This is a genomic window from Rhodococcus sp. ACT016 (genome assembly GCF_050477185.1).
Taxonomy (GTDB): Bacteria; Actinomycetota; Actinomycetes; order Mycobacteriales; family Mycobacteriaceae; genus Prescottella.
This window is the reverse complement of record NZ_JBEAET010000001.1, coordinates 5,207,313-5,226,925: the sequence shown is the minus strand read 5'-3', so window position 1 is coordinate 5,226,925 and position 19,613 is coordinate 5,207,313. Positions and strand designations below refer to the sequence as shown.

Sequence of the window (19,613 nt, the reverse complement as noted above, 5' to 3'; positions counted from 1 at the left end):
CGTAACCCTCCTCTATCAGTAAAATTGCATGATGCAAGTTGGTTGCAGAATACAACTACATTGCATCCTGCAACAAGATGCGTCACAGATGCCTCGATGCGGGAGGTTTGCCCGTTTCCAACGGGCACAATGAAGATGCGCCGGATACGGGGCATCGGATGGGGGTCGTGAGAGGACGGAATGGACAAGCCCACGCACTTGATCGAGTTCGAGACGATGGTGCTCGGCCGACACCTGCGCCTCAACAGCCCACGCCCCCGCCGCAGCACCGGACTCCTCGACACCAGCGCGTACATCCTGCTCAGCCGGCTCGCCATGGAGGGTCCGATGTCGATCGGACAACTCAGCGACGCTCTCGGCCTCGACACGTCGACGCTGCACCGACAGACCACGGCGATCCTGGGCGCCGGATTGGTCGAACGCATCCCCGACCCGGACGGCGGGATGGCCCGCAAGTACCGCATCACCCCCGAAGGACACAGTCGACTCGACGCCGAACGCGCGGGCAGCATCGACGCCCTCGAGCAGGTACTGAAGGACTGGGAACCCGACGACGTCGCGGCGTTCGCGGCCTATCTCGAGCGGTTCAACATCGACATAGAACGACTCGACGGGCGGCCGTGGCCGCGGGCGTGACCGGGCGGCAGGAATGAGAAGGCACGGATCCGCGATCGTCGCACGCCGGACGATCGCGTCCGGTCAACCAAAAAAACGAGGTCACGAACCCTTTCGAGTTCGTGACCTCGTTCGTCGCAGTTCGTGAACTGCTGTTGTGGGCGAAGGGGGACTTGAACCCCCACGTCCCGAAGGACACTGGCACCTGAAGCCAGCGCGTCTGCCATTCCGCCACTCGCCCGAGCGACGTTGGAAACACTAGCATGCACGTCACAGAATTGACGATTCGTGCAGGTAGGAGCCAGAAAATCGGCCCCTGGAACGCGGCCGGACCCCGTGCCGAAGAGGTGTCCAGATATCATGCAGAGGCGGCGGCGACGCCGCGACACGCAGACTGACCGCGAACAAACAACAGCAAGGTTCATGCCGTGGGGATCGTTCAACGTTTCGAGCGCAAGCTTCAGGGGGCCGTCGGTGACGCCTTCGCGCGCGTCTTCGGCGGGGGCGTCGTACCTCAGGAAGTGGAGACCGCGCTGCAGCGTGAGGCTGCCGACCGTGTCCAGCAACTCGACGGAGGCCACTCTCTGGCCCCCAACAGCTACGTGATCACGATCAACGAGTCCGATCACGAGAAGCTGTCGTCGGATCACGAGCTGACCGTGAAAACTTTTGCCCGACACCTCGAGGGATACATCCGCGAACAGGGGTGGCAGACGTACGGTGACATCGAAGTCCGATTCGAGCCGTCCCCGACGCTGCACACCGGGCAGTTCCGCACGACAGGATCGGTCGATCCGGACGCGCGCCGCGGCGACGCCGGCGAACCCGGACCCGGACCCCGTGCGGGACGTGCCCCCGTACCCGTTACACCGACCCCAGGAGCAGGCCCCATGACGCAGAACTCCGGATACGAGCCCGGACGCGACCCCAAGAATCGCGGCCAGGAACACGACCAGTCGCGCAACGGCAGTGCGCACCCGGGTCAGGATCAGGCGCAGGGCTACCAGCAGGGTTATCAGCAGGACTACCCGCAGGGGTACACCCAGCGCTACGACCAGGCGTACGGGGCGCCGCAGCAGGGCGGCTACCCGCAGGACGCGGGCTACCCGCAGCAGGTCGGCTATCAGTCCGACTACCAGCAGCAGGACCAGCAGCAGTACGACGCGCAGCAGCCGTACCCAGGGCAGTACCCCGGCTACCACCAGGACTACAACCAGGCCGGCTACGACCAGGGCTACCAGGGCGGCTACGACCAGCAGCAGGGCGGTTACGACCAGCAGCAGGGCGGCTACGACCAGAGCTACGCCGACTACGACTACCAGCAGCAGGGCTACGGCCAGCAGGGCTACGACCAGGCCGGGTACAACCAGGCATACGGACAGCAGAGCTACGACCAGGGCTACCAGGCCGGATACGCGCCGGAGGCGGGACGCACGTTCACCGCGACCCTGCAGCTCGAGGACGGCAGCGGACGCTTCTACCAGCTGCGCGAGGGCAACAACATCGTCGGACGCGGGCAGGACGCGCAGTTCCGGCTGCCCGACACCGGCGTCTCGCGCCGTCACCTCGACATCCGATGGGACGGTCAGGTCGCGATGCTCTCCGATCTCGGGTCCACGAACGGCACCACCGTCAATGGCGCGGCCGTCCAGGACTGGCAGCTCGCCGACGGTGATGTGATTCGCGCCGGGCACTCCGAGATCCTGGTGCGCATCCTCTGACCACTGCAGACGCCCTCCGCCGACACACGACACCCCGCCTCGGGACACCGGGCGCGGGTAGAGATCATGATCGCTGTCGTCGGCTTCCACATATGATGCAGCCAGCTGAAAATGCCCCGGCTGCGCATCCGCATGGCCGTGCTCCCGAAGGAGGTGTCGAGCAGTGCAGGGACTGATTCTCCAACTGACGCGAGCAGGCTTCCTGCTGCTGCTCTGGCTCTTCGTGTGGGCGGTCATCCGCGCCCTGCGCAGCGACGTCTACGCGGGCGTGAGCGGTGGACGGGTCGCGTCGCGGTACACCCGCCGCCCGTCGGTGCTGCCGGCGCTCAGCAAGCAGAAGGTCGCCAAGTATCTGGTGGTGACGCAGGGTGCGCTTGCCGGTACCCGCATCACGCTGAGCACCCAGCCGGTTCTGATCGGCCGTGCCGACGACTCGACGCTCGTCCTCACCGACGACTACGCGTCGACCCGGCACGCCCGGCTGTCGCCGCGCGGCGTCGACTGGTACGTCGAGGATCTGGGCTCGACCAACGGCACCTACCTGGACCGGGCCAAGGTCACCACAGCGGTTCGGGTGCCCCTGGGCACCCCCGTGCGTGTCGGCAAGACAGTGATCGAGCTGCGCCCGTGACACTGGTTCTGCGCTACGCGGCCCGAAGCGACCGCGGTCTGGTTCGCGCCAACAACGAAGACTCCGTGTATGCGGGCGCCCGGTTGCTCGCGCTCGCCGACGGGATGGGCGGGCACGCGGCCGGCGAGGTCGCGTCGCAGCTGATGATCGCCGCTCTCGCGCACCTCGACGACGACGAGCCCGGCGAGGACTTGCTCGGCAAGCTCGACGCCGCGACCCGCGAGGGCAACGCGACCATCGCCGACCATGTCGAGGAGGATCCCGAGCTCGAGGGCATGGGCACCACGCTCACCGCGATCCTGTTCGCGGGCAGCAAGCTGGGCCTGGTCCACATCGGCGACTCGCGCGCGTACCTGCTGCGCGACGACCAGCTCACCCAGATCACCCGCGACGACACGTTCGTGCAGTCTCTCGTCGACGAGGGACGGATCACGGCCGAGCAGGCGCACACGCACCCGCAGCGGTCGCTCATCATGCGGGCGCTCACCGGCAACGAGGTCGAGCCGACGCTGATCATGCGCGAGGCTCGGGCCGGCGACCGTTACCTGCTGTGCTCCGACGGCCTGTCCGACGTGGTCAGCGACGAGACGATCGCGAACACGATGCGCGAGGGCACCCACGACGAGTGCGCCGACCGGCTCATCGAGCTGGCCCTGCGCAGCGGCGGGCCCGACAACGTCACGGTCATCGTGGCCGACGTCATCGATCTCGACTACGGCCAGAGTCATCCGATCGTCGGTGGTGCCGCCTCCGACGAGGAGGAGGACACGCCGCCGCCGAACACCGCCGCGGGCCGGGCCGCGGCCATGCGGCCGCCGCGCGCGACCCCGAAGCGGGTGGTCGCCGCCCCCGAGGAGACCCCGAAGAAGTCCCACAAGATGCGGTGGACGCTGGCCGCTCTGGGGCTGATCGTGCTGGTCGCGGGCGGCATGGTCGTGGGCCGCTCGATGATCCGCAACTACTACTACGTCGGCGCGTCCGACGAGCAGGTCACGGTCCTGCGGGGCGTCCCCGGTTCGGTCCTGGGCATCTCGTTGCAGGACAGCGCGCTCGTCGGCTGCGTCACCGACAGCGGCGTCCTCACCATCGTCGACCCGAACACGCTGCCGAGCGACTGCCGGGTGCTGAAGGTCGACGACCTGCAGCCGTCGGCGCGCGAGCAGGTGCGGGCCGGTCTGCCGTCGGGTTCGCAGGACGACGCGACCGCGCAGATGCGGCGACTCGCCGCGAACGACCTGCTGCCGCTGTGCACGCCGGAACCGACAACAACGCCCACCCCTACGCCGACGCCGACCCCGACGCCTGCACCGACTCCCTCGCCGGCCGGCGAGGCCGCCCCACCAGCCCCGACGACGACGGCGCCGCCGCCCGCGGCGCCGGGTCCGACGGTTGAACAGATCCCCGGACAGAACTGCAGGACCGGTAGCTGATGACCACGTCCGACGCCCCGTTCCCCAGTCCACCGGGCGGCTTCGCCGCCGCACCCGTCCAGTCGAACCGCCGGAACACCGAACTGATCCTGCTGTGCGGCGCCATCGCGATCACGACGGTGTCGCTGGTGCTGGTCGAGGCCAGCCAGGAACAGACCCTCACGTGGGACCTCGCGAAGTACGGGATCGCGTACGCGGCGATGTTCCTCGTCGCGCACCTCGCGGTGCGGCGTTTCGCGCCGTACGCCGACCCGCTGCTGCTGCCGATCGTGGCGCTGCTCAACGGGCTCGGCCTGGTCCTGATCCATCGTCTCGACCTCGCCGACGCCGACTCCGCGATCCACCAGGGCCTACCGGTGCCCTCCCCCGACGCGACCCAACAGGTGCTGTGGGCGGCGCTCGCGATCGCCGGGTTCATCACCGTCCTGGTGCTGCTGCGCGACTACCGCCTGCTGGCCCGGTACGGGTACACGGTGGGCCTCGCGGGACTCGTGCTGCTGGCCATCCCGGCGCTGCTGCCGTCCCGGTTCTCCGAGGTCAACGGCGCCAAGATCTGGATCAAGCTGCCCGGGTTCAGCATCCAGCCGGGTGAGTTCGCGAAGATCCTGTTGATCATCTTCTTCGCGGCGGTGCTGGTCGCGAAGCGTGACCTCTTCACCGTCGCGGGCCGCCACTTCTTCGGTATGGATCTCCCCCGCGCCCGCGACCTCGGCCCGATCCTGGTGGCGTGGATCGTCTCCGTCGGCATCATGGTGTTCGAGAAGGATCTGGGCACGTCGTTGCTGATCTTCGGCACCGTGCTGGTGATGCTGTACATCGCGACGGAGCGGGCCGGCTGGCTGGTGATCGGTGGTGTGCTGCTCCTCATCGGGTTCTTCTTCGCGTACCAGATGTTCGGCCACGTCCGGGTGCGCGTGAACACGTGGATCGACCCGCTCGGCGACTACCAGGACACCGGATACCAGATCTCGCAGTCGCTGTTCGGCCTCGCGACCGGCGGGGTCGCAGGCACCGGCCTGGGCAGTGGACGCCCGTCGCAGGTCCCGTTCGCCAAGACCGACTTCATCATCGCCGCGATCGGTGAGGAGCTGGGCCTGGTCGGCTTGGCCGCCATCCTGATGCTGTTCCTGATCTTCGTGGTGCGCGGACTGCGGACCGCGCTGGCCGTGCGCGACAGCTTCGGCAAGCTGCTCGCCGCCGGGCTGGCGTTCACGATCGCCATCCAACTGTTCGTCGTCGTGGGCGGTGTGACGAAGCTGATCCCCCTCACCGGCCTGACCACTCCGTTCATGTCGTACGGTGGATCGTCGCTGCTCGCGAACTACCTGCTACTGGCACTGCTGATGAAGATCTCCGACGCCGCCCGCACCCCCGCGGCACCCGTGAAGAAGGGGCCTGCCCCGATCGCGGACGCTCCGACGGAAATGCTGGGTCGCCAATGAACACACCACTTCGCCGCGTCGCGCTGGCCGTCATGGTGATGGTCGTCGCGCTGCTCGCCAACGCCACCTACGTGCAGGTCATCAAGGCCGACGACCTGCGCAACGATCCGCGCAACTCGCGGGTGCTGCTCGACGAGTACTCGCGTCAGCGCGGCCAGATCTCCGCGGGCGGGCAGGTGCTCGCCGCGTCGGTCCCCACCGACGACCGCTACAAGTACCTACGCGTGTACCCGCCGAACCAGTCGGCGCCGTCGAGCCCGCTCGCGAACGCGCCGGTCACCGGCTTCTACTCGATGCAGTACGGCAGCGCCGGCCTCGAGAAGGCCGAGGACCCGGTGCTCAACGGTTCCGACAACCGCCTTTTCAGCAACCGCTTCTTCGACCTGGTGTCGGGCCGCGATCCGCGGGGCGGCAACGTCGTCAGCACGATCGATCCGGTGATGCAGCAGGTCGCGTACGACCAGCTGACGGCGAAGGGCTACACCGGATCGGTGGTCGCGATCGAGCCGAGCACCGGCAACATCCTCGCGATGGCCAGCACCCCCAGCTACGACCCCAACCGGCTGTCGAGCCACGACGGCGCCGAGACGTCGGCGGCGTGGGAGGAGTTGAGCTCCGACCCGGACAAGCCGATGCTCAACCGCGCGGTGTCCGCGACGTACCCGCCCGGTTCGACGTTCAAGGTCGTCGTCACCGCGGCGGCGCTGGAACACGGCGCGAACCCGGACGAGCAGCTGACCGCAGCACCGAACATCACCCTGCCGGGCACGTCGACGACGCTCGAGAACTACAACGGCACCACGTGCGGCGGCGGCCCGACGGCGTCGCTGCGGGAGGCGTTCGCACGCTCGTGCAACACGGCGTTCGTCGAACTGGGCATCAAGACCGGGGCCGACGCCCTCGGCGACCAGGCGAAGGCGTTCGGTATCGGACCCAACACCCCGGGCATCCCGATCCCGGTCGCCGACAGCACGATCGGGTCCATCCCGGACGACGCCGCGCTCGGCCAGTCCAGCATCGGCCAGCGTGACGTCGCGCTGACGCCGCTGCAGAACGCCGAGATCGCCGCGACCATCGCCAACGGTGGCATGCGCATGGAGTCGCATCTGGTGTCGCAGCTGCAGAGCCCGGACCTGTCGAACCTGGCGACCACGTCGCCGAAGTCGGTCGGGCGCGCGGTGTCCCCCGAGGTGGCGTCGACGCTGACCCAGCTGATGATCGGGTCGGAGAACAACACTGCCGGCGGCGGCAAGATCCCGGGTGTGCAGATCGCCTCCAAGACCGGCACCGCCGAGCACGGCAGCGACCCGCGCAACACCCCGCCGCACGCCTGGTACATCGGTTTTGCGCCCGCCCAGAACCCGACCGTCGCGATCGCGGTCATCGTCGAGGACGGCGGCGACCGGGCACTCGCCGCTACCGGCGGCTCGGTCGCGGCGCCGATCGGACGGGCTGTCATCGCGGCCGGATTGCAGAGGGGATAGGGCATGTCGTTGACGAACGGATCGGTGATCGGAGGCCGCTATCGCCTGCAGCGGCTGATCGCCACCGGGGGCATGGGTCAGGTGTGGGAGGCCACCGACAGCCGCCTCGATCGCCGTGTCGCCGTGAAGGTCCTCAAGGCCGAGTTCTCGTCGGACCCGGAGTTCCTCGAGCGGTTCCGCATCGAGGCCCGGACCACCGCGCAGCTCAACCATCCCGGCATCGCGGGCGTGTACGACTACGGCGAGACGCGGGACGAGGCCGGCGCCAACCTCGCCTACCTGGTGATGGAACTGGTGGCGGGCGAACCGCTCAACGCGGTGCTCGCGCGGGTGGGCCGTCTGTCCGTTCCGCACGCCCTGGACATGCTCGAGCAGACCGGTCGGGCTCTGCAGGCCGCGCATACGGCCGGCGTCGTGCACCGCGACGTCAAGCCGGGCAACATCCTCATCACCCCCTCCGGGCAGGTGAAGATCACCGACTTCGGCATCGCCAAGGCGGTCGATGCCTCCCCGGTCACCCGCACCGGCATGGTGATGGGCACCGCGCAGTACATCGCCCCGGAGCAGGCGCTCGGCCAGGAGGCCACTGCCGCGAGCGACGTGTACTCGCTCGGCGTGGTCGGCTACGAGGCACTGTCCGGCCGGCGCCCGTTCGGTGGCGGCGGCACCCTCACGGTGGCGATGAAGCACGTGCAGGAGCCGCCGGAGCCGATGCCGGTCGACCTGCCTGCGCCGATCCGCGAGCTCATCGACATCACGCTGACGAAGGACCCTGCCGGCCGCTACGCCAACGGCGGCGAGTTCGCCGACACGGTTGCCGCGGTGCGCACCGGACACCGGCCGCCGCCGCCCGGTCGGGTGCCGACGGCCGCGACCCGGGTGGTGACGCCGGTCCCGGCGGCCGCACCGACCGCGATGATGCCGACGAACCAGCGCAACTACGCAGGTGACACCGGCAGAGTTGCGGAGCCGCAGGGCGACGGCGACAGTGGTTCCCGCTGGACCAGCGGCCAGAAGGCGCTCGCATGGGCCGGTGGTGGTCTGCTCACCCTCGCGGTGATCGTCACGTTCGGCCTGCTGCTGTTCGGGGGCGGCGACAACAAACCGTCCGCGCCGGCGGTGACGTCGACGCCGCGGACGACGGTGACGACGACCCGCGCGACGACGACGGCGGCGCCGACCACGACGACCACCACAGCGCCGCCGACGACAACGACCACCACCACCACGACGACGCCGCCACCGCCGACGACAACGACCACGACGCCGCCGCGGACCACGACGACCACCACGCCGCCGCGGACCACGACGACGACAACAGAACCCGAGACCACGACCACCACAACGACGGCCACCACAACCACGGCCACGCAAGGACTGCCATGACGACGCCGCGCAATCTCTCCTCCCGGTACGAGCTGGGCGAGATTCTCGGGTTCGGTGGCATGTCCGAGGTGCACCTCGGACGTGACCTGCGGCTGAGTCGCGACGTCGCGATCAAGGTGCTGCGCGCCGACCTGGCCCGCGACCCCACGTTCTACCTGCGGTTCCGCCGTGAGGCGCAGAATGCGGCCGCGCTGAACCACCCGGCGATCGTCGCGGTGTACGACACCGGCGAGGCCGAGACCGACGCTGGTCCGCTGCCGTACATCGTCATGGAGTACGTCGACGGTGACACGCTGCGCGACATCCTCCGCACCGAGGGGCCGATGGCGCCGCGGCGGGCGATGGAGGTCATCGCCGACGTGTGCGCGGCGCTGGACTTCAGCCACCGCAACGGCATCGTGCACCGGGACATGAAGCCCGCCAACATCATGATCAACCGCGCCGGCGCGGTGAAGGTGATGGATTTCGGTATCGCACGCGCGATGGCCGACGGGCAGAGCACGATGACGCAGACCGCCGCCGTGATCGGCACCGCGCAGTACCTGTCGCCGGAGCAGGCCCGCGGCGACCAGGTGGACGCCCGCTCGGACGTGTACTCGCTCGGCTGTGTGCTGTACGAACTCCTCACCGGTGAGCCCCCGTTCAAGGGTGATTCCCCGGTGGCGGTCGCGTACCAGCACGTGCGGGAGGATCCGAAGACGCCGTCGCTGGTGAATCCCTCGGTGCCGCGCGCACTGGATTCGGTGATCCTCAAGGCGATGAGCAAGAACCCGGCCAACCGCTACCAGAGCGCCGCCGAGATGCGCAGCGACCTGGTGCGAGTGCTCGGCGGGCAGCGTCCGAGCGCACCGATGGTGATGACGGACGAGGACCGCACCACGATCCTCGGCGCCGTCGACGGCGCCTCGGCCACCAGTTCCGGCTACCAGGCCGAGCCTGCTCGCACCGCGACGGCGACCGCCGAGCCGACGGTGATCCCACCGACGGCCCCGCCGAAGAAGAAGAAGAACACGACCCGCAACGTGCTGATCGCTCTCGCGGTGCTCGTCGTGTTCGGCATCATCGCTGCGTTCGCGGCGTCGGTGCTGTCCTCGCCGGCGAAGGTGACAGTGCCGAACGTCGCGGGCCGCAGCGTGCAGGAGGCCGAGACGATGCTGCGGAACGCGAAGCTCGACTCGACCATCCAGTCCCGGCCCGACCCGGTGGTGGCGAGCGGCAACGTCATCGGCACCAACCCGGCGGCCGGTACCTCGGTGGACGAGAAGAGCAGCGTGACGCTGCAGGTCTCGTCGGGTCCCGAGCAGGTGCAGGTCCCCAAGCTGTCCGGCATGACGCAGGACGACGCGGAGAAGGCGCTGGGCGCGGTCGGACTGCGACTGGACCCGGACCTCAATCACGCGCCGTCGGATCCGAGTCAGCTCGACAAGGTCGTCGGCCAGGATCCGTCGTCGGGAGCGAAGATCAACCTCGACTCCATGGTGGCGATCACGCTGGGCTCGGGTCCCGAGCAGGTGCGGGTGCCGAACGTCGTCGGCCAGACGATTGATGTCGCGCAGCCGAACATCGAGGGCGCCGGCTTCAAGGTGCAGGTCGAGAAGGTCGACTCGGGCAAGCCCGAGGGCGAGGTCATCTCCACCTCGCCGTCCGGTGGATCGTCCGCGGCGAAGGGCGACACCATTCGCCTCCAGGTGTCGAACGGCAAGCTGTTCACGATGCCCGACCTGACCGAGATGACGGTGTCGCAGGCCCTCGACGCGCTGCGCAGGGCCGGCTGGACGGGCTCGTCGAACCAGATGTCGCAGACGAAGCAGGCGACGCTCGACAGGGATCTGGTGGGCAAGATCGTCGGCCAGCAACAGGCGGCCGGCAGCGATGTCGCGAAGAACGCGCAGCTGACGGTGATCGTCGGCGAGCTGGGAATTCCCCGCTAGGAACCCGTGAAATCGACTGCGGCGGTCCCCACATGGGGACCGCCGCAGTCGATTTCCGGGGGTCAGCGCGCGAGCGCGTCTCCGAGCGACCGGGCGACCTCGTCCTCGAGCGTCGCGACGAGGGACTCGGCCGGCGACTGCCCGCACACGCCGAGCCAGTTCGCGAGCATCCGGTGACCGCCCTGCGTGAGCACCGACTCCGGGTGGAACTGCACCCCGTGGATCGGCAGTTCGCGGTGCCGCATCGCCATCACGATGCCGCTGTCGGTGTGGGCGGTGACCTCCAGTTCGGCAGGGATGGTGTTCTCGAGGACCGTCAGCGAGTGGTAGCGGGTCGCGGTGAACGGGTCGGGCAGCCCGGCGAGAACGCCGCTGTCGTTGTGGTGGACCAGGCTGGTCTTGCCGTGCAGCAGTTCGGGCGCGCGGTCGACGGTGGCGCCGAACGCGGCTCCGATCGCCTGATGACCCAGGCACACGCCCAGCAGCGGGGTCTGGGCGGTGGCGCACGCGCCGACCAGCGGCATCGTCGCACCGGCGCGCTGCGGGGTACCGGGGCCGGGGCTGAGCAGGATGCCGTCGTAGTCCTTCGCGGCGGCCGCGATTGCGGCGTCCCCGGTCAGTCGCGGGTCGTCGTTGCGCCACACTTCGGCCTGCGTCCCGAGCTGGCCCAGGTACTGGACCAGGTTGAACACGAAGCTGTCGTAGTTGTCGACGACCAGAATGCGCATGAACCGAGGGTAGTGCCTGCGTGATCTTGCGCGGTACGCAGGGATTACGCGACCGGCTGCGCGTACTCGGTGTGCAGCTGCCCCGTGTATGCGGGAACGGTGAGGTGCCCCGACTCCTGCTGCGTGTATCCGAGGCCGTATCGAACGCCGTACTGCTTGAACACCTTGATCCCGGGCTCGTTCGCGAGGGTCGCGGCGAGGCGGACCGGGTCCCCGATCGCGGTCACCACGTACGGCGGGCTGTAGGTACGGCCGTGCAGCAGCAGCGTGTTGCCGATGCACCGCGGCGCCGATGTGTTCACGATCCGCTGGTCCTGCATCGCGATCGCCTCCGCGCCGCCCGTCCACAGCGCGTTGAGGACGCTCTGCACGTCCTGCTGGTGGACGACGAGGTCGTCGGGTGACGCACCGGCCGGGTACTTGCCGTCGGCGTCGCGGGGCGCGTCGGTGAGGGTGACGACGATGCCGGGCCCGCTGAGCGGGGTCAGGCCGGCCGCGTCGGCGAGCGCCCGACTGTCGGCGAGCGCCGCCGCGACCCGGGTGTCGGTGCCGGCCGCGTTCTCCTGGAGCTCCTCGACCTCGGTGGCGAGCTCGTCGCGGGTGGCGGCAGCGTTGTCGACGTCGTCCTGCGCGCGGCGCACCAGATCGGACAGTCGGGTCGAGTCGGCCGCCCGGATCTCGTTTCCGTGGGAGACCTCACGCGTGGTCGCCAGCAGCAACCCGGCGACGAGGCAGACGACGATGACGGCGATCGACCAGAAACCGAACCGCGGGCCCGGGCCCTGCGGCTGCGTTTCGACGTCCGGCACCCTCGACCACCACTTCCACCTCGGACATTCGGTACGTGACGGACCGGTCCCGGCTGTGCTTATTTGGGTTAGCGTGTACTACAAGAACAGGTGGTCCCGAATCTACCCTGTTCGCCCGGACCGATCCGGGCAGCAGATCCCGCTCTCCCCATCCCACGAGACAAGGACGTCATGCCGAAGTCGAAGGTCCGGAAGAAGACCGCCTACACGATCAACCCCGCGAACCGCACGCCGGTGAAGGTGAAGGCGGGTCCGTCGAGTGCGCTGTACGTGTCGGTGATGCTCGGTTTCATGTTGGTCGGGCTGGCGTGGCTGATTGTGTATTACTTGGCCGGCGAGAACCTCACATGGATGAACAACTTGGGGGCGTACAACTTCCTGATCGGCTTCGGCTTCATGGTCGTGGGCCTCGTCATGACCATGCGGTGGCGCTGACCTGCCGATTTCCAGACCGGCCGGTCTGTCCGCCTCCGTGCAATTACACACGTGTCATTCATCCCCAGTGTGGATAACACCTGTGGATAACAGGGGGATCTGTACACATGCCTGAGGATGAAGTCGATCATGAACCGTCGCTGGAGTGGTCCACTCCACTCAGCGCGGTAGCGGCCCTCGCAGCCGGTGCGGTCGTGATGATCGCCGCCGCACTGTTGCTGGGGCTGGACGCACCGGGACGATTCCTCGCCGCCATCGCCGCGATCGCGCTGTCCGTACTCGCGGGCCTGGGTGCCCGACAGCGGCCGAAACTCGCGATCGTCCAGCGCGGGGGCGTGCCCGCGATCGCGGCGACGCGTGTGCGGGGTCGTCGGGTCTACGCCCGCGACGCCATCGCGCGGATCCGCATCGTGCGGTATCCGCGGATGGGTCGGCGAGTGCCGATGCTCGAGATCGATGCGCTCGACCCCGACGGCACCGAACGACTGCTGATATTCGGGCGCTGGGACCTGGGCACGGACCCGATGGTGGTGTTCGACGCCCTCTCCGTGCACGGACTCGTGCCGGCGGAGGGGTGACCCGTCAGATCGCGGCGACGGCCGCGGCCGTGGCGATCAGCGTGAGCACGCCCACCGCGCCCAACGCCGTCCATCCTGCTGTCCGCACCCGGTCGGCCTCCTTCGCTCCGACCGCGGACGGGGCGTAGAGCAGCGCCGCGGTCGCGACGGCTCCGGCAACCAGGCCACCCATGTGTCCCCACAGCGAGATGCCGGGGATCGTGAGGCTGATGATGACGTTGATCGCGATGACCGCGAGGACGGGCGTCGGGCTGCGCCGCAGTCGCAGCAGGATCACCGCCTGCGCACCGAGCAGACCGAAGATCGCGCCGGAGGCTCCCGCGGTAGGCACCATCGGGTCGAGCAGCAGCACCGACGCCGATCCGCCGAGCAGCGAGATCAGGTACACCGCCAGGTAGCGGGCCCGGCCGAGGACGATCTCGATGTCGCGGCCGATGACGTACAGCGCGAACATGTTCACGGCCAGGTGCATCAGCCCGATGTGCAGGAAGCCGCTGGTCACGATGCGGCCGTACTCGCCGGCGGCGACGGCGGGCCCCCACAGGACCCAGTCGACGAACAGCGGCGACGACAGGTGGTTGTCGAGCACGCTGCGCGACTGCACGGCGGTGACCGCGAAGATCGCAACGTTGGCCGCGATCAGGAAGTAGGTGAGCAGAGGCGTCGGCACCTGGGTTCGGACTGTGGCACCGGCGACGGTGCGGGCCGGACGCGCGTCGCGTTGCCCGGCGACGACGCAGTCGACGCACTGGTGTCCGACGGACGCCGCACGCAGGCAGTCCGGGCAGGCCGGGCGGCCGCACCGGGTACAGGCGAGTGCCGTGGGGCGATCGGGGTGGCGCACGCACCTCGGCTGAGGTGGCGGGGTGCCCTCGCTCGCCGCACCACCCCAGCCGGGGTTCGTCATATGTGGATCCTCGCCTCAGGAAATGGTGATGCTGTTGATGACGACATCGTCGACCGGGCGGTCGCCGCGGTCGGTCGCGGTGGTGGCGATGGCGTCGACGACCTTCTTCGACTCCTCGTCCAGCACCTCACCGAAGATGGTGTGGCGACGGTTCAGGTGCGGGGTGGGGCCCACGGTGATGAAGAACTGCGAGCCGTTGGTGCCCGGGCCGGCGTTGGCCATTGCCAGCAGGTAGCCGCGGTCGAACTGCAGTTCCGGGTGGAACTCGTCCGCGAACTTGTAGCCCGGGCCGCCGCGACCGGTGCCGGTCGGGTCGCCGCCCTGGATCATGAAGCCGTCGATGACGCGGTGGAAGATCGCACCGTCGTAGAACGGGCCGTTGGCGCCGCCCTGCGCGTTCTGCGTCGAGTACTCCTTGGAACCGTCCGCCAGACCGACGAAGTTCTCGACGGTCTTCGGCGCATGGTTACCGAACAGCGCGATCTTGATGTCGCCGCGGTTGGTGTGCAGCGTTGCGGTAGCAGTCTGTGAAGTCACCCCCCTATGGTGCCATTGCGGTCCGGGCGCCGCCCACGAGCTGTGCAAGAGTGGAGCCATGACCCGTGCGAGCAAGCGTGCTTCCGTCCCGACGTCCGGCCGTCGACGGGTGCTGATCGGTCTCGGTGCAGCCGCGGCTGCCGTCGGCGCCGTCACAGTCGCGGTGACCCGACGCCCGGAGATGCCGCCCGTCGCACCCCGTCCGCCGTCACTGAACGACCCCAACCCGCGCTAGTCCTCAGCGCATCCGGCAATTGCTCGGCGCGGGCACGCCGCTGAACCGGTCGGTGATCCAGGTGAGCGCCTCGGGTGTCCCCAGCGGATACGGGGCGGCGTGGTTGATACCGGCGCCGGGATCGACCGGCGGCAAGAGGTTCTCACTGAACTGGACCGTCGATCCCTTGGCGCACCAGTCGTCGGCGAGCTGACGGGCCTGACCGAACGGCACCAGGTCGTCGTGGATCCCGGATTCGATCAACACCGGTGCCTTCGGGGTGCGGTTGCCGATCCGCTGTTCGGCGAACAGTTCGGTCGCGAGTGGATACCGGGCCGTCACCACCGACAGCGATTCACCGGTCCGCGTGAACGACGACGTGCGCTGGAATCCGTACTTCAGGCGGGTCTCGCCGACACACTGGTTCGCGACGTCGGCCAGCATCTGCCGTCCGCGGTCGTTCAACTGCTCCTCGATCATCGGCCGCGCCTCCGGATACGCCTGTTCGATGCCGTTCAGCGTGTATCCGATCGCGCCGGTGAGAATCGTGCCGTCGATCTGCTCCAGCGTCGCGGCCAGGTCCGCGGGCGGCGCACCGGCGTAGGCGCCCCGCAGGTCCAATTCGGGCGCGTACTCGGGCTGCAGTTCCACCGCGGCCGCCGACGCCCCGCCGCCCTGCGAGTACCCCCACAACGCCACCGGACCGTCGGGTGTGATGCCGGTGCCGGGCAGCTGCTTCGCGGCACGCGCCGCGTCGAGTAACGCGTGCGCCTCCGCCGCGCGGTTGACATACGTGTGGACGCCGGGGGTGCCGAGACCCTCGTAGTCCGTCACGACCACCGAGATGCCCCGCGATAGAAGAGCATTCACGAACAGCACCTCGTACGACGCCACGACGTTCGACGGCGGCGTGTAGGAGAGCACAGTGCCCATAGTCTTCGACGGGGCGCACTGGTCGCCCTGCCCCTGTGTCCCGGGAGCCAGGCTCACCAGGGGCCGCGGACCCGGGCCGCTCCACGGCACTGCCGGGTCGAAGAAGGTGCCGGTGACCGCATTCGCCGATCCGTGGGTGTCGTTGCTGCGATACATGATTCGTGTCGCCTTCGCCGGGAAGGCGCCGGCCTGCCACACCAACGGCATCGACTCGGTCCGGATCAGGTCCCCGGCCGCCCCAGGGAGGGTCGGCGGCGGTTGATAGAAATCCGGCTCCGCGGTCGCAACCGGACTCCCGATCACCATCGTGCCGATCACCGCCGCCGCTGCGGCACACCACCTTCCGATCATGCCGACCTCCCTGATCGCGTTGATCTCCGTTTACTTCGGCGAGGCACCCCACAGGATGGTCTCGAGGTTGTACCGCGTCAGACGCTCCGTCGAGATCCGGGGCAGCCCGTGGGTGGACCACAGGAGCTCCCCGAGGCACTGGAATACCAGGCGGCTCGAGCCGGGCATCGTGATGCTGCCGTCGCGCACCCCCGCAGAGAACGCACTGTCCCACACCTGCAGCACTTTTCGACCGTCGAGCATGAGGAAGTCGAAGTGGTCGTTGCCGACGAGCATCGCCCACGACTTGAGGATGGTCACCTCGGGTTCGTAGTGCTTGCCGGCCGCACTGCGCATCCGAATGAGGGCGTCGACGGTCTCGAGCGGTGTCCCTCCGGCCGCGCCGATCTCCTGGTGCGCGGCCAACATCCGGGACGAGAAGCTCTGCAGGATCGCGACGAGAATCGCTTCCCGCGATTCGAAGTGGTGGTAGAGACTGCCCTGGGTCAGACCGACCGCATTGGCGATGTCGCGGGTGGTGGTGGCGTCGAAGCCGCGCTCGGCGAACACGAACCGGGCCGCGTCGAGGATGCGATCCTGCTTGTCGGAGTAGGCCATCGGGCTCTCACGATCCCAGGAGGCGATCACCTTGCGCGCAACGCGGGCCGCGTCCGAATCCGACAGGTCGTCGTCGGCCGGCTTCGCGGCGAGGCCGTTGAACAGCAGGTCGACCGTGCAGCCGGCAACCTTGCGGGAGGTGAATCCGGTGGGCGCGAGCGTCGCACTGTACATCTCGGCGACGCGCAGTACCTCCCGCAGGATTCTCGCGTCGACCTCGGGCCGCACCAGCCCCGCGTCCGCGGCAGCGCGCAGCAGCGTCTGCCACTTCTTCTCCGACCACTTCGGCTCGGCTACCAGCAGCGACGCCAGCTCGTCGTCCTTCGTGTCCGGCACGCCCAGGCACACCTGAAGTGCGCCGGGGTGCTGCGCGGACACGTCGGCGATGTCCATCGCGAATCGGCGGATGGCGTCGATCGGCGAGTCCGACGGCACCGCCGGTGCCTGTGCCGCCGCGACGACGCCGTCCCGCAGCGCGCGCACCATCGTCGCGGCCAGCGCTTCCTTCGATTCGAAGTGGTAGTAGAGGCTCCCGGCCAGCATGCCGGTGCCGGATGCGATGTCCCGCATCGACGTACCCGTGTACCCCTTGGCCGCGAACAGTCCCGAGGACGCCGCGAGGATCTCGGCGCGTTTGTCCGGCTTGTCCTGTCCGCCAGCGCCGGACGACGCCGACGCCCTTCCCGTTCGACTCACTTCTCTCCCCCCGATTCCACGGCCCGAGGCCGCACTTCATAACCCCCGGTCGAGCCTTCGACCCCACCGGACTCGCTTCCCGGCACCGCCCGCCCGATCACCAATGGACGGACGATCGCCGGCATCCCCTGCCACACGCCTCGATCGACCTCGACGCCCCCGAACGTCTCCTCGATCGTCGCCAGCGTACGGCGATTGCACCGGCATCCTTGAGCGAACACCGACCACGGCCCGGCGAGGCGATCCTGCCACCTCGCCGACGCCGGAACATCAGAGCGTACGTGCTCGCAGAACAGGAACTGACCATTCGGCCGCAGAACACGGACGATTTCGGCGAGCACCGCCTCCGGGTCCGGCACCGTGCACAACACGAGTGTGCTCACGACGGTGTCCACCGACCCGGACTCGGCGGGCAACCGGTCGCCGGGAGTCTCGATCACCTTCGTGTCCGGACGCGCCGTCCGCACCCGGCGACGCAGGTGCGCTGCCATCGCCGCGGTCGGTTCGGTGAGGACCAGTGATGTGATCTCGCGCGGGTAGTACGGCACGTTCAGCCCGGTGCCGGCACCGATCTCGACGACCGCACCCTTCGCGGACGCGAGCAGCCGACGGCGACACTCCGCCATGCCACGCCGCTCGGCGGTGGCCACCACGGGGTCGTACACCGCGGCACCGATCCGCTCCCAAGCCTTGGTGGCGGCGTGGGAGACCGCCTGACGCGGTCCACGCGAAAGTTCATCCACGCATCCATTTTGAGTCCCGAATGTTAGTTCCTGCACGCATTTTGCGCGGAATACACCCGGGTACATTTTGACGCCCGCCGTCAACGGACCCCGGGCATCGCATGAAAGCTGTTGGAGATCAAGGGATTATGAGGTCCATGAACACCTGACGCCTCGGCGGGCCGCCCTGGATGTCCGTGCCGATCACCGCGCCGGCCTGACTCTTCCGAGCCTCCTCGATCCGCTTCTGCCGAGCGACTGGATCGTCGATGCGAACCTGTTTGGTAGGCAATGGATTCTGCTGCGGCGTCAATGCCGGAGCACACCCGTCACCGCCGACACCGCCGGCAATCGGAAACACCCGGCCGTCGATCCGGTAGGCGAGGGAAATCGCACCGACGACGAGACAGCGTCGTCACGGACGACGCCCACTTGGCTGTCGTCTGCCTCGATGCCGAAGGTTCCGGCGTCGAGCACGGTCGTGACCGTCCCGGATCCGCCGCGGCCGTCCCCGACTCCACGGCGACGGCTGTGGTGACGAATGCGGCTGTGGCAGCCATCTTCCCGAGCTCGATGGCAGCTCTCGAGGTGTCGGGCGGACCGGACCTCGCACCACCCGAGCCAACGGATGTGATGCCGATCCCAGTTCAAGCCATTCCCGCACCGAATGAGCAGAGTGCGTGCTACGCGCGGCAAGTCCGCGTCGTCCGCACACACCCGAAGCTTGTCGTCGCCCTCCTTGTGGATCAATACCTTTCGTCCGCAGGCGTCCCGCGCAGACCACGGGACGGAGAATTGCGGTGATCGTATCCGACCCGACCAGGTCGAACGTCCGTTTTCCGAATGGAGTCTCGCTACGTTCCCGTTCGTGGCGGTACCGGACGAACCCTGTTCCGCGCCGGGCTTGCTGGGATACCCTCGCGACTGAAACAAGTTCTAGTCAGAAGGAGCATCATGGCCGCGTCACCCGAGAGCATCCGGAACACCGTCGAGAACTACATCAAGGCGGTCGCGACCGGGACCGCCGACGACGTCCTGGCGCTGTACGCCGAGGGCGCCACGGTCGAGGATCCGGTGGGCACGCCGGTGCGCACGACCCGGGACTCGATCCGCGAGTTCTACGCCATCATCGAACCGCTCGATCAGGAGGCCGAACTGGTGACGCTGCGCATCGCAGCGAACACCGCGGCCTTCCACTTCCGGCTCGTCACCAAGATGGGTGACCAGACCGTCGAGATCGCCCCGATCGACGTCATGGAGTTCGACGACGACGGCAAGATCGTCAGCATGCGTGCCGTGTGGGGCCCGGAGGACATGATCACCGGCTGAGCCGGCCCCGACAGGCCTGCTGCGCGCCGACCGGCGTTCCGCGCGCGTAATCGACCGCGCAGCAGGCCAGTAGGGCGCTCACGCCCCCACCGTTCGGGGACCGGACCGGCAGACCCCCCGACATACGAAAAAGACGC

General features: G+C 68.5%; 19 protein-coding genes and 1 tRNA gene. 12 read left to right on the top strand and 8 right to left on the bottom strand.

What is annotated here, in order from left to right:
* The first annotated feature begins 180 nt into the window (after nt 1-180).
* Complete coding sequence (locus ACQ5DX_RS23940; protein ID WP_430334958.1) at nt 181-636, top strand: MarR family winged helix-turn-helix transcriptional regulator; 456 nt, start codon at nt 181-183, stop codon at nt 634-636.
* A 137-nt stretch (nt 637-773) separates the two neighbouring features.
* On the opposite strand, the gene ACQ5DX_RS23935 is transcribed toward ACQ5DX_RS23940, so the two are convergent.
* Nucleotides 774-856, bottom strand: a tRNA-Leu gene (locus ACQ5DX_RS23935).
* Nucleotides 857-1,043: 187 nt separating this feature from the next.
* On the opposite strand from ACQ5DX_RS23935, the gene ACQ5DX_RS23930 reads away from it, so the two are divergent.
* From ACQ5DX_RS23930 to pknB, 7 genes are all read left to right on the top strand, one after another.
* On the top strand, nt 1,044-2,336 hold the full coding sequence (locus ACQ5DX_RS23930) for a DUF3662 and FHA domain-containing protein (RefSeq protein WP_430334957.1): 1,293 nt from the start codon (nt 1,044-1,046) through the stop codon (nt 2,334-2,336).
* A 163-nt stretch (nt 2,337-2,499) separates the two neighbouring features.
* A complete protein-coding gene (locus tag ACQ5DX_RS23925) occupies nt 2,500-2,967 on the top strand; it encodes an FHA domain-containing protein FhaB/FipA (protein ID WP_430334956.1) in 468 nt (155 codons plus the stop codon).
* The gene (locus ACQ5DX_RS23920) at nt 2,964-4,397 is read left to right on the top strand and encodes a PP2C family protein-serine/threonine phosphatase (protein WP_430334955.1); all 1,434 of its coding nucleotides are present in this window, start codon (nt 2,964-2,966) and stop codon (nt 4,395-4,397) included. Before ACQ5DX_RS23925 ends, ACQ5DX_RS23920 begins: the two co-directional genes overlap by 4 nt.
* Entirely contained in the window at nt 4,397-5,839 is a 1,443-nt protein-coding gene (locus tag ACQ5DX_RS23915; RefSeq protein ID WP_430334954.1) for an FtsW/RodA/SpoVE family cell cycle protein, read from the top strand. Before ACQ5DX_RS23920 ends, ACQ5DX_RS23915 begins: the two co-directional genes overlap by 1 nt.
* Entirely contained in the window at nt 5,836-7,323 is a 1,488-nt protein-coding gene (locus ACQ5DX_RS23910) for a peptidoglycan D,D-transpeptidase FtsI family protein (RefSeq protein ID WP_430334953.1), read from the top strand. Before ACQ5DX_RS23915 ends, ACQ5DX_RS23910 begins: the two co-directional genes overlap by 4 nt.
* A gap of 3 nt (nt 7,324-7,326) precedes the next feature.
* Nucleotides 7,327-8,709, top strand: a complete 1,383-nt coding sequence (locus ACQ5DX_RS23905) for a serine/threonine-protein kinase (RefSeq protein ID WP_430334952.1) — start codon at nt 7,327-7,329, stop codon at nt 8,707-8,709.
* Nucleotides 8,706-10,640: a Stk1 family PASTA domain-containing Ser/Thr kinase gene (pknB, locus tag ACQ5DX_RS23900; protein ID WP_430334951.1), complete on the top strand. Its 1,935-nt coding sequence runs from the start codon at nt 8,706-8,708 to the stop codon at nt 10,638-10,640. Before ACQ5DX_RS23905 ends, pknB begins: the two co-directional genes overlap by 4 nt.
* Nucleotides 10,641-10,702: 62 nt before the next feature.
* On the opposite strand, the gene ACQ5DX_RS23895 is transcribed toward pknB, so the two are convergent.
* Together ACQ5DX_RS23895 and ACQ5DX_RS23890 are read right to left on the bottom strand one after the other, a co-directional pair.
* On the bottom strand, nt 10,703-11,368 hold the full coding sequence (locus ACQ5DX_RS23895) for an aminodeoxychorismate/anthranilate synthase component II (RefSeq protein ID WP_430334950.1): 666 nt from the start codon (nt 11,366-11,368) through the stop codon (nt 10,703-10,705).
* A gap of 44 nt (nt 11,369-11,412) precedes the next feature.
* A complete protein-coding gene (locus tag ACQ5DX_RS23890; protein WP_430334949.1) occupies nt 11,413-12,177 on the bottom strand; it encodes a DUF881 domain-containing protein in 765 nt (254 codons plus the stop codon).
* A 171-nt stretch (nt 12,178-12,348) separates the two neighbouring features.
* On the opposite strand from ACQ5DX_RS23890, the gene crgA reads away from it, so the two are divergent.
* Nucleotides 12,349-12,612, top strand: a complete 264-nt coding sequence (crgA, locus tag ACQ5DX_RS23885; protein ID WP_430334948.1) for a cell division protein CrgA — start codon at nt 12,349-12,351, stop codon at nt 12,610-12,612.
* Between the two features lie 107 nt (nt 12,613-12,719).
* Nucleotides 12,720-13,190 (top strand): PH domain-containing protein, encoded by a 471-nt coding sequence (locus ACQ5DX_RS23880; RefSeq protein ID WP_430334947.1) that lies wholly within the window; start codon nt 12,720-12,722, stop codon nt 13,188-13,190.
* A gap of 4 nt (nt 13,191-13,194) precedes the next feature.
* Here ACQ5DX_RS23880 and ACQ5DX_RS23875 read toward each other — a convergent pair whose 3' ends face one another.
* A complete protein-coding gene (locus ACQ5DX_RS23875; RefSeq protein WP_430334946.1) occupies nt 13,195-14,097 on the bottom strand; it encodes a rhomboid family intramembrane serine protease in 903 nt (300 codons plus the stop codon).
* Between the two features lie 15 nt (nt 14,098-14,112).
* Nucleotides 14,113-14,634, bottom strand: a complete 522-nt coding sequence (locus ACQ5DX_RS23870; protein ID WP_430334945.1) for a peptidylprolyl isomerase — start codon at nt 14,632-14,634, stop codon at nt 14,113-14,115.
* Between the two features lie 58 nt (nt 14,635-14,692).
* Here ACQ5DX_RS23870 and ACQ5DX_RS23865 point away from each other — a divergent pair, with 58 nt between their 5' ends.
* The gene (locus tag ACQ5DX_RS23865) at nt 14,693-14,869 is read left to right on the top strand and encodes a hypothetical protein (protein WP_430334944.1); all 177 of its coding nucleotides are present in this window, start codon (nt 14,693-14,695) and stop codon (nt 14,867-14,869) included.
* Between the two features lie 3 nt (nt 14,870-14,872).
* On the opposite strand, the gene ACQ5DX_RS23860 is transcribed toward ACQ5DX_RS23865, so the two are convergent.
* Genes ACQ5DX_RS23860 through ACQ5DX_RS23850 form a run of 3 tightly spaced genes read right to left on the bottom strand, consistent with a single transcriptional unit; the run spans nt 14,873 to nt 18,168 of the window.
* Nucleotides 14,873-16,132, bottom strand: a complete 1,260-nt coding sequence (locus ACQ5DX_RS23860) for a lipase family protein (protein WP_430334943.1) — start codon at nt 16,130-16,132, stop codon at nt 14,873-14,875.
* Nucleotides 16,133-16,162: 30 nt separating this feature from the next.
* The gene (locus tag ACQ5DX_RS23855) at nt 16,163-17,425 is read right to left on the bottom strand and encodes a TetR/AcrR family transcriptional regulator (RefSeq protein WP_430334942.1); all 1,263 of its coding nucleotides are present in this window, start codon (nt 17,423-17,425) and stop codon (nt 16,163-16,165) included.
* The gene (locus ACQ5DX_RS23850; RefSeq protein WP_430334941.1) at nt 17,422-18,168 is read right to left on the bottom strand and encodes a class I SAM-dependent methyltransferase; all 747 of its coding nucleotides are present in this window, start codon (nt 18,166-18,168) and stop codon (nt 17,422-17,424) included. The genes ACQ5DX_RS23855 and ACQ5DX_RS23850 overlap by 4 nt, the downstream gene beginning before the upstream one ends.
* Nucleotides 18,169-19,101: 933 nt before the next feature.
* Here ACQ5DX_RS23850 and ACQ5DX_RS23845 point away from each other — a divergent pair.
* Nucleotides 19,102-19,476 (top strand): nuclear transport factor 2 family protein, encoded by a 375-nt coding sequence (locus ACQ5DX_RS23845; protein ID WP_430334940.1) that lies wholly within the window; start codon nt 19,102-19,104, stop codon nt 19,474-19,476.
* The last annotated feature ends 137 nt before the right edge of the window (nt 19,477-19,613 follow it).

Coding starts and splice junctions, on each gene's coding strand:
- ACQ5DX_RS23865 (WP_430334944.1), top strand. CDS start 14,693: ATGACCCGTGCGAGCAAGCGTGCTTCCGTCCCGACGTCCGGCCGTCGA.
- ACQ5DX_RS23910 (WP_430334953.1), top strand. CDS start 5,836: ATGAACACACCACTTCGCCGCGTCGCGCTGGCCGTCATGGTGATGGTC.
- ACQ5DX_RS23845 (WP_430334940.1), top strand. CDS start 19,102: ATGGCCGCGTCACCCGAGAGCATCCGGAACACCGTCGAGAACTACATC.
- ACQ5DX_RS23875 (WP_430334946.1), bottom strand. CDS start 14,097: ATGACGAACCCCGGCTGGGGTGGTGCGGCGAGCGAGGGCACCCCGCCA.
- ACQ5DX_RS23940 (WP_430334958.1), top strand. CDS start 181: ATGGACAAGCCCACGCACTTGATCGAGTTCGAGACGATGGTGCTCGGC.
- ACQ5DX_RS23860 (WP_430334943.1), bottom strand. CDS start 16,132: ATGATCGGAAGGTGGTGTGCCGCAGCGGCGGCGGTGATCGGCACGATG.
- ACQ5DX_RS23905 (WP_430334952.1), top strand. CDS start 7,327: ATGTCGTTGACGAACGGATCGGTGATCGGAGGCCGCTATCGCCTGCAG.
- pknB (WP_430334951.1), top strand. CDS start 8,706: ATGACGACGCCGCGCAATCTCTCCTCCCGGTACGAGCTGGGCGAGATT.
- ACQ5DX_RS23915 (WP_430334954.1), top strand. CDS start 4,397: ATGACCACGTCCGACGCCCCGTTCCCCAGTCCACCGGGCGGCTTCGCC.
- ACQ5DX_RS23880 (WP_430334947.1), top strand. CDS start 12,720: ATGCCTGAGGATGAAGTCGATCATGAACCGTCGCTGGAGTGGTCCACT.
- crgA (WP_430334948.1), top strand. CDS start 12,349: ATGCCGAAGTCGAAGGTCCGGAAGAAGACCGCCTACACGATCAACCCC.
- ACQ5DX_RS23895 (WP_430334950.1), bottom strand. CDS start 11,368: ATGCGCATTCTGGTCGTCGACAACTACGACAGCTTCGTGTTCAACCTG.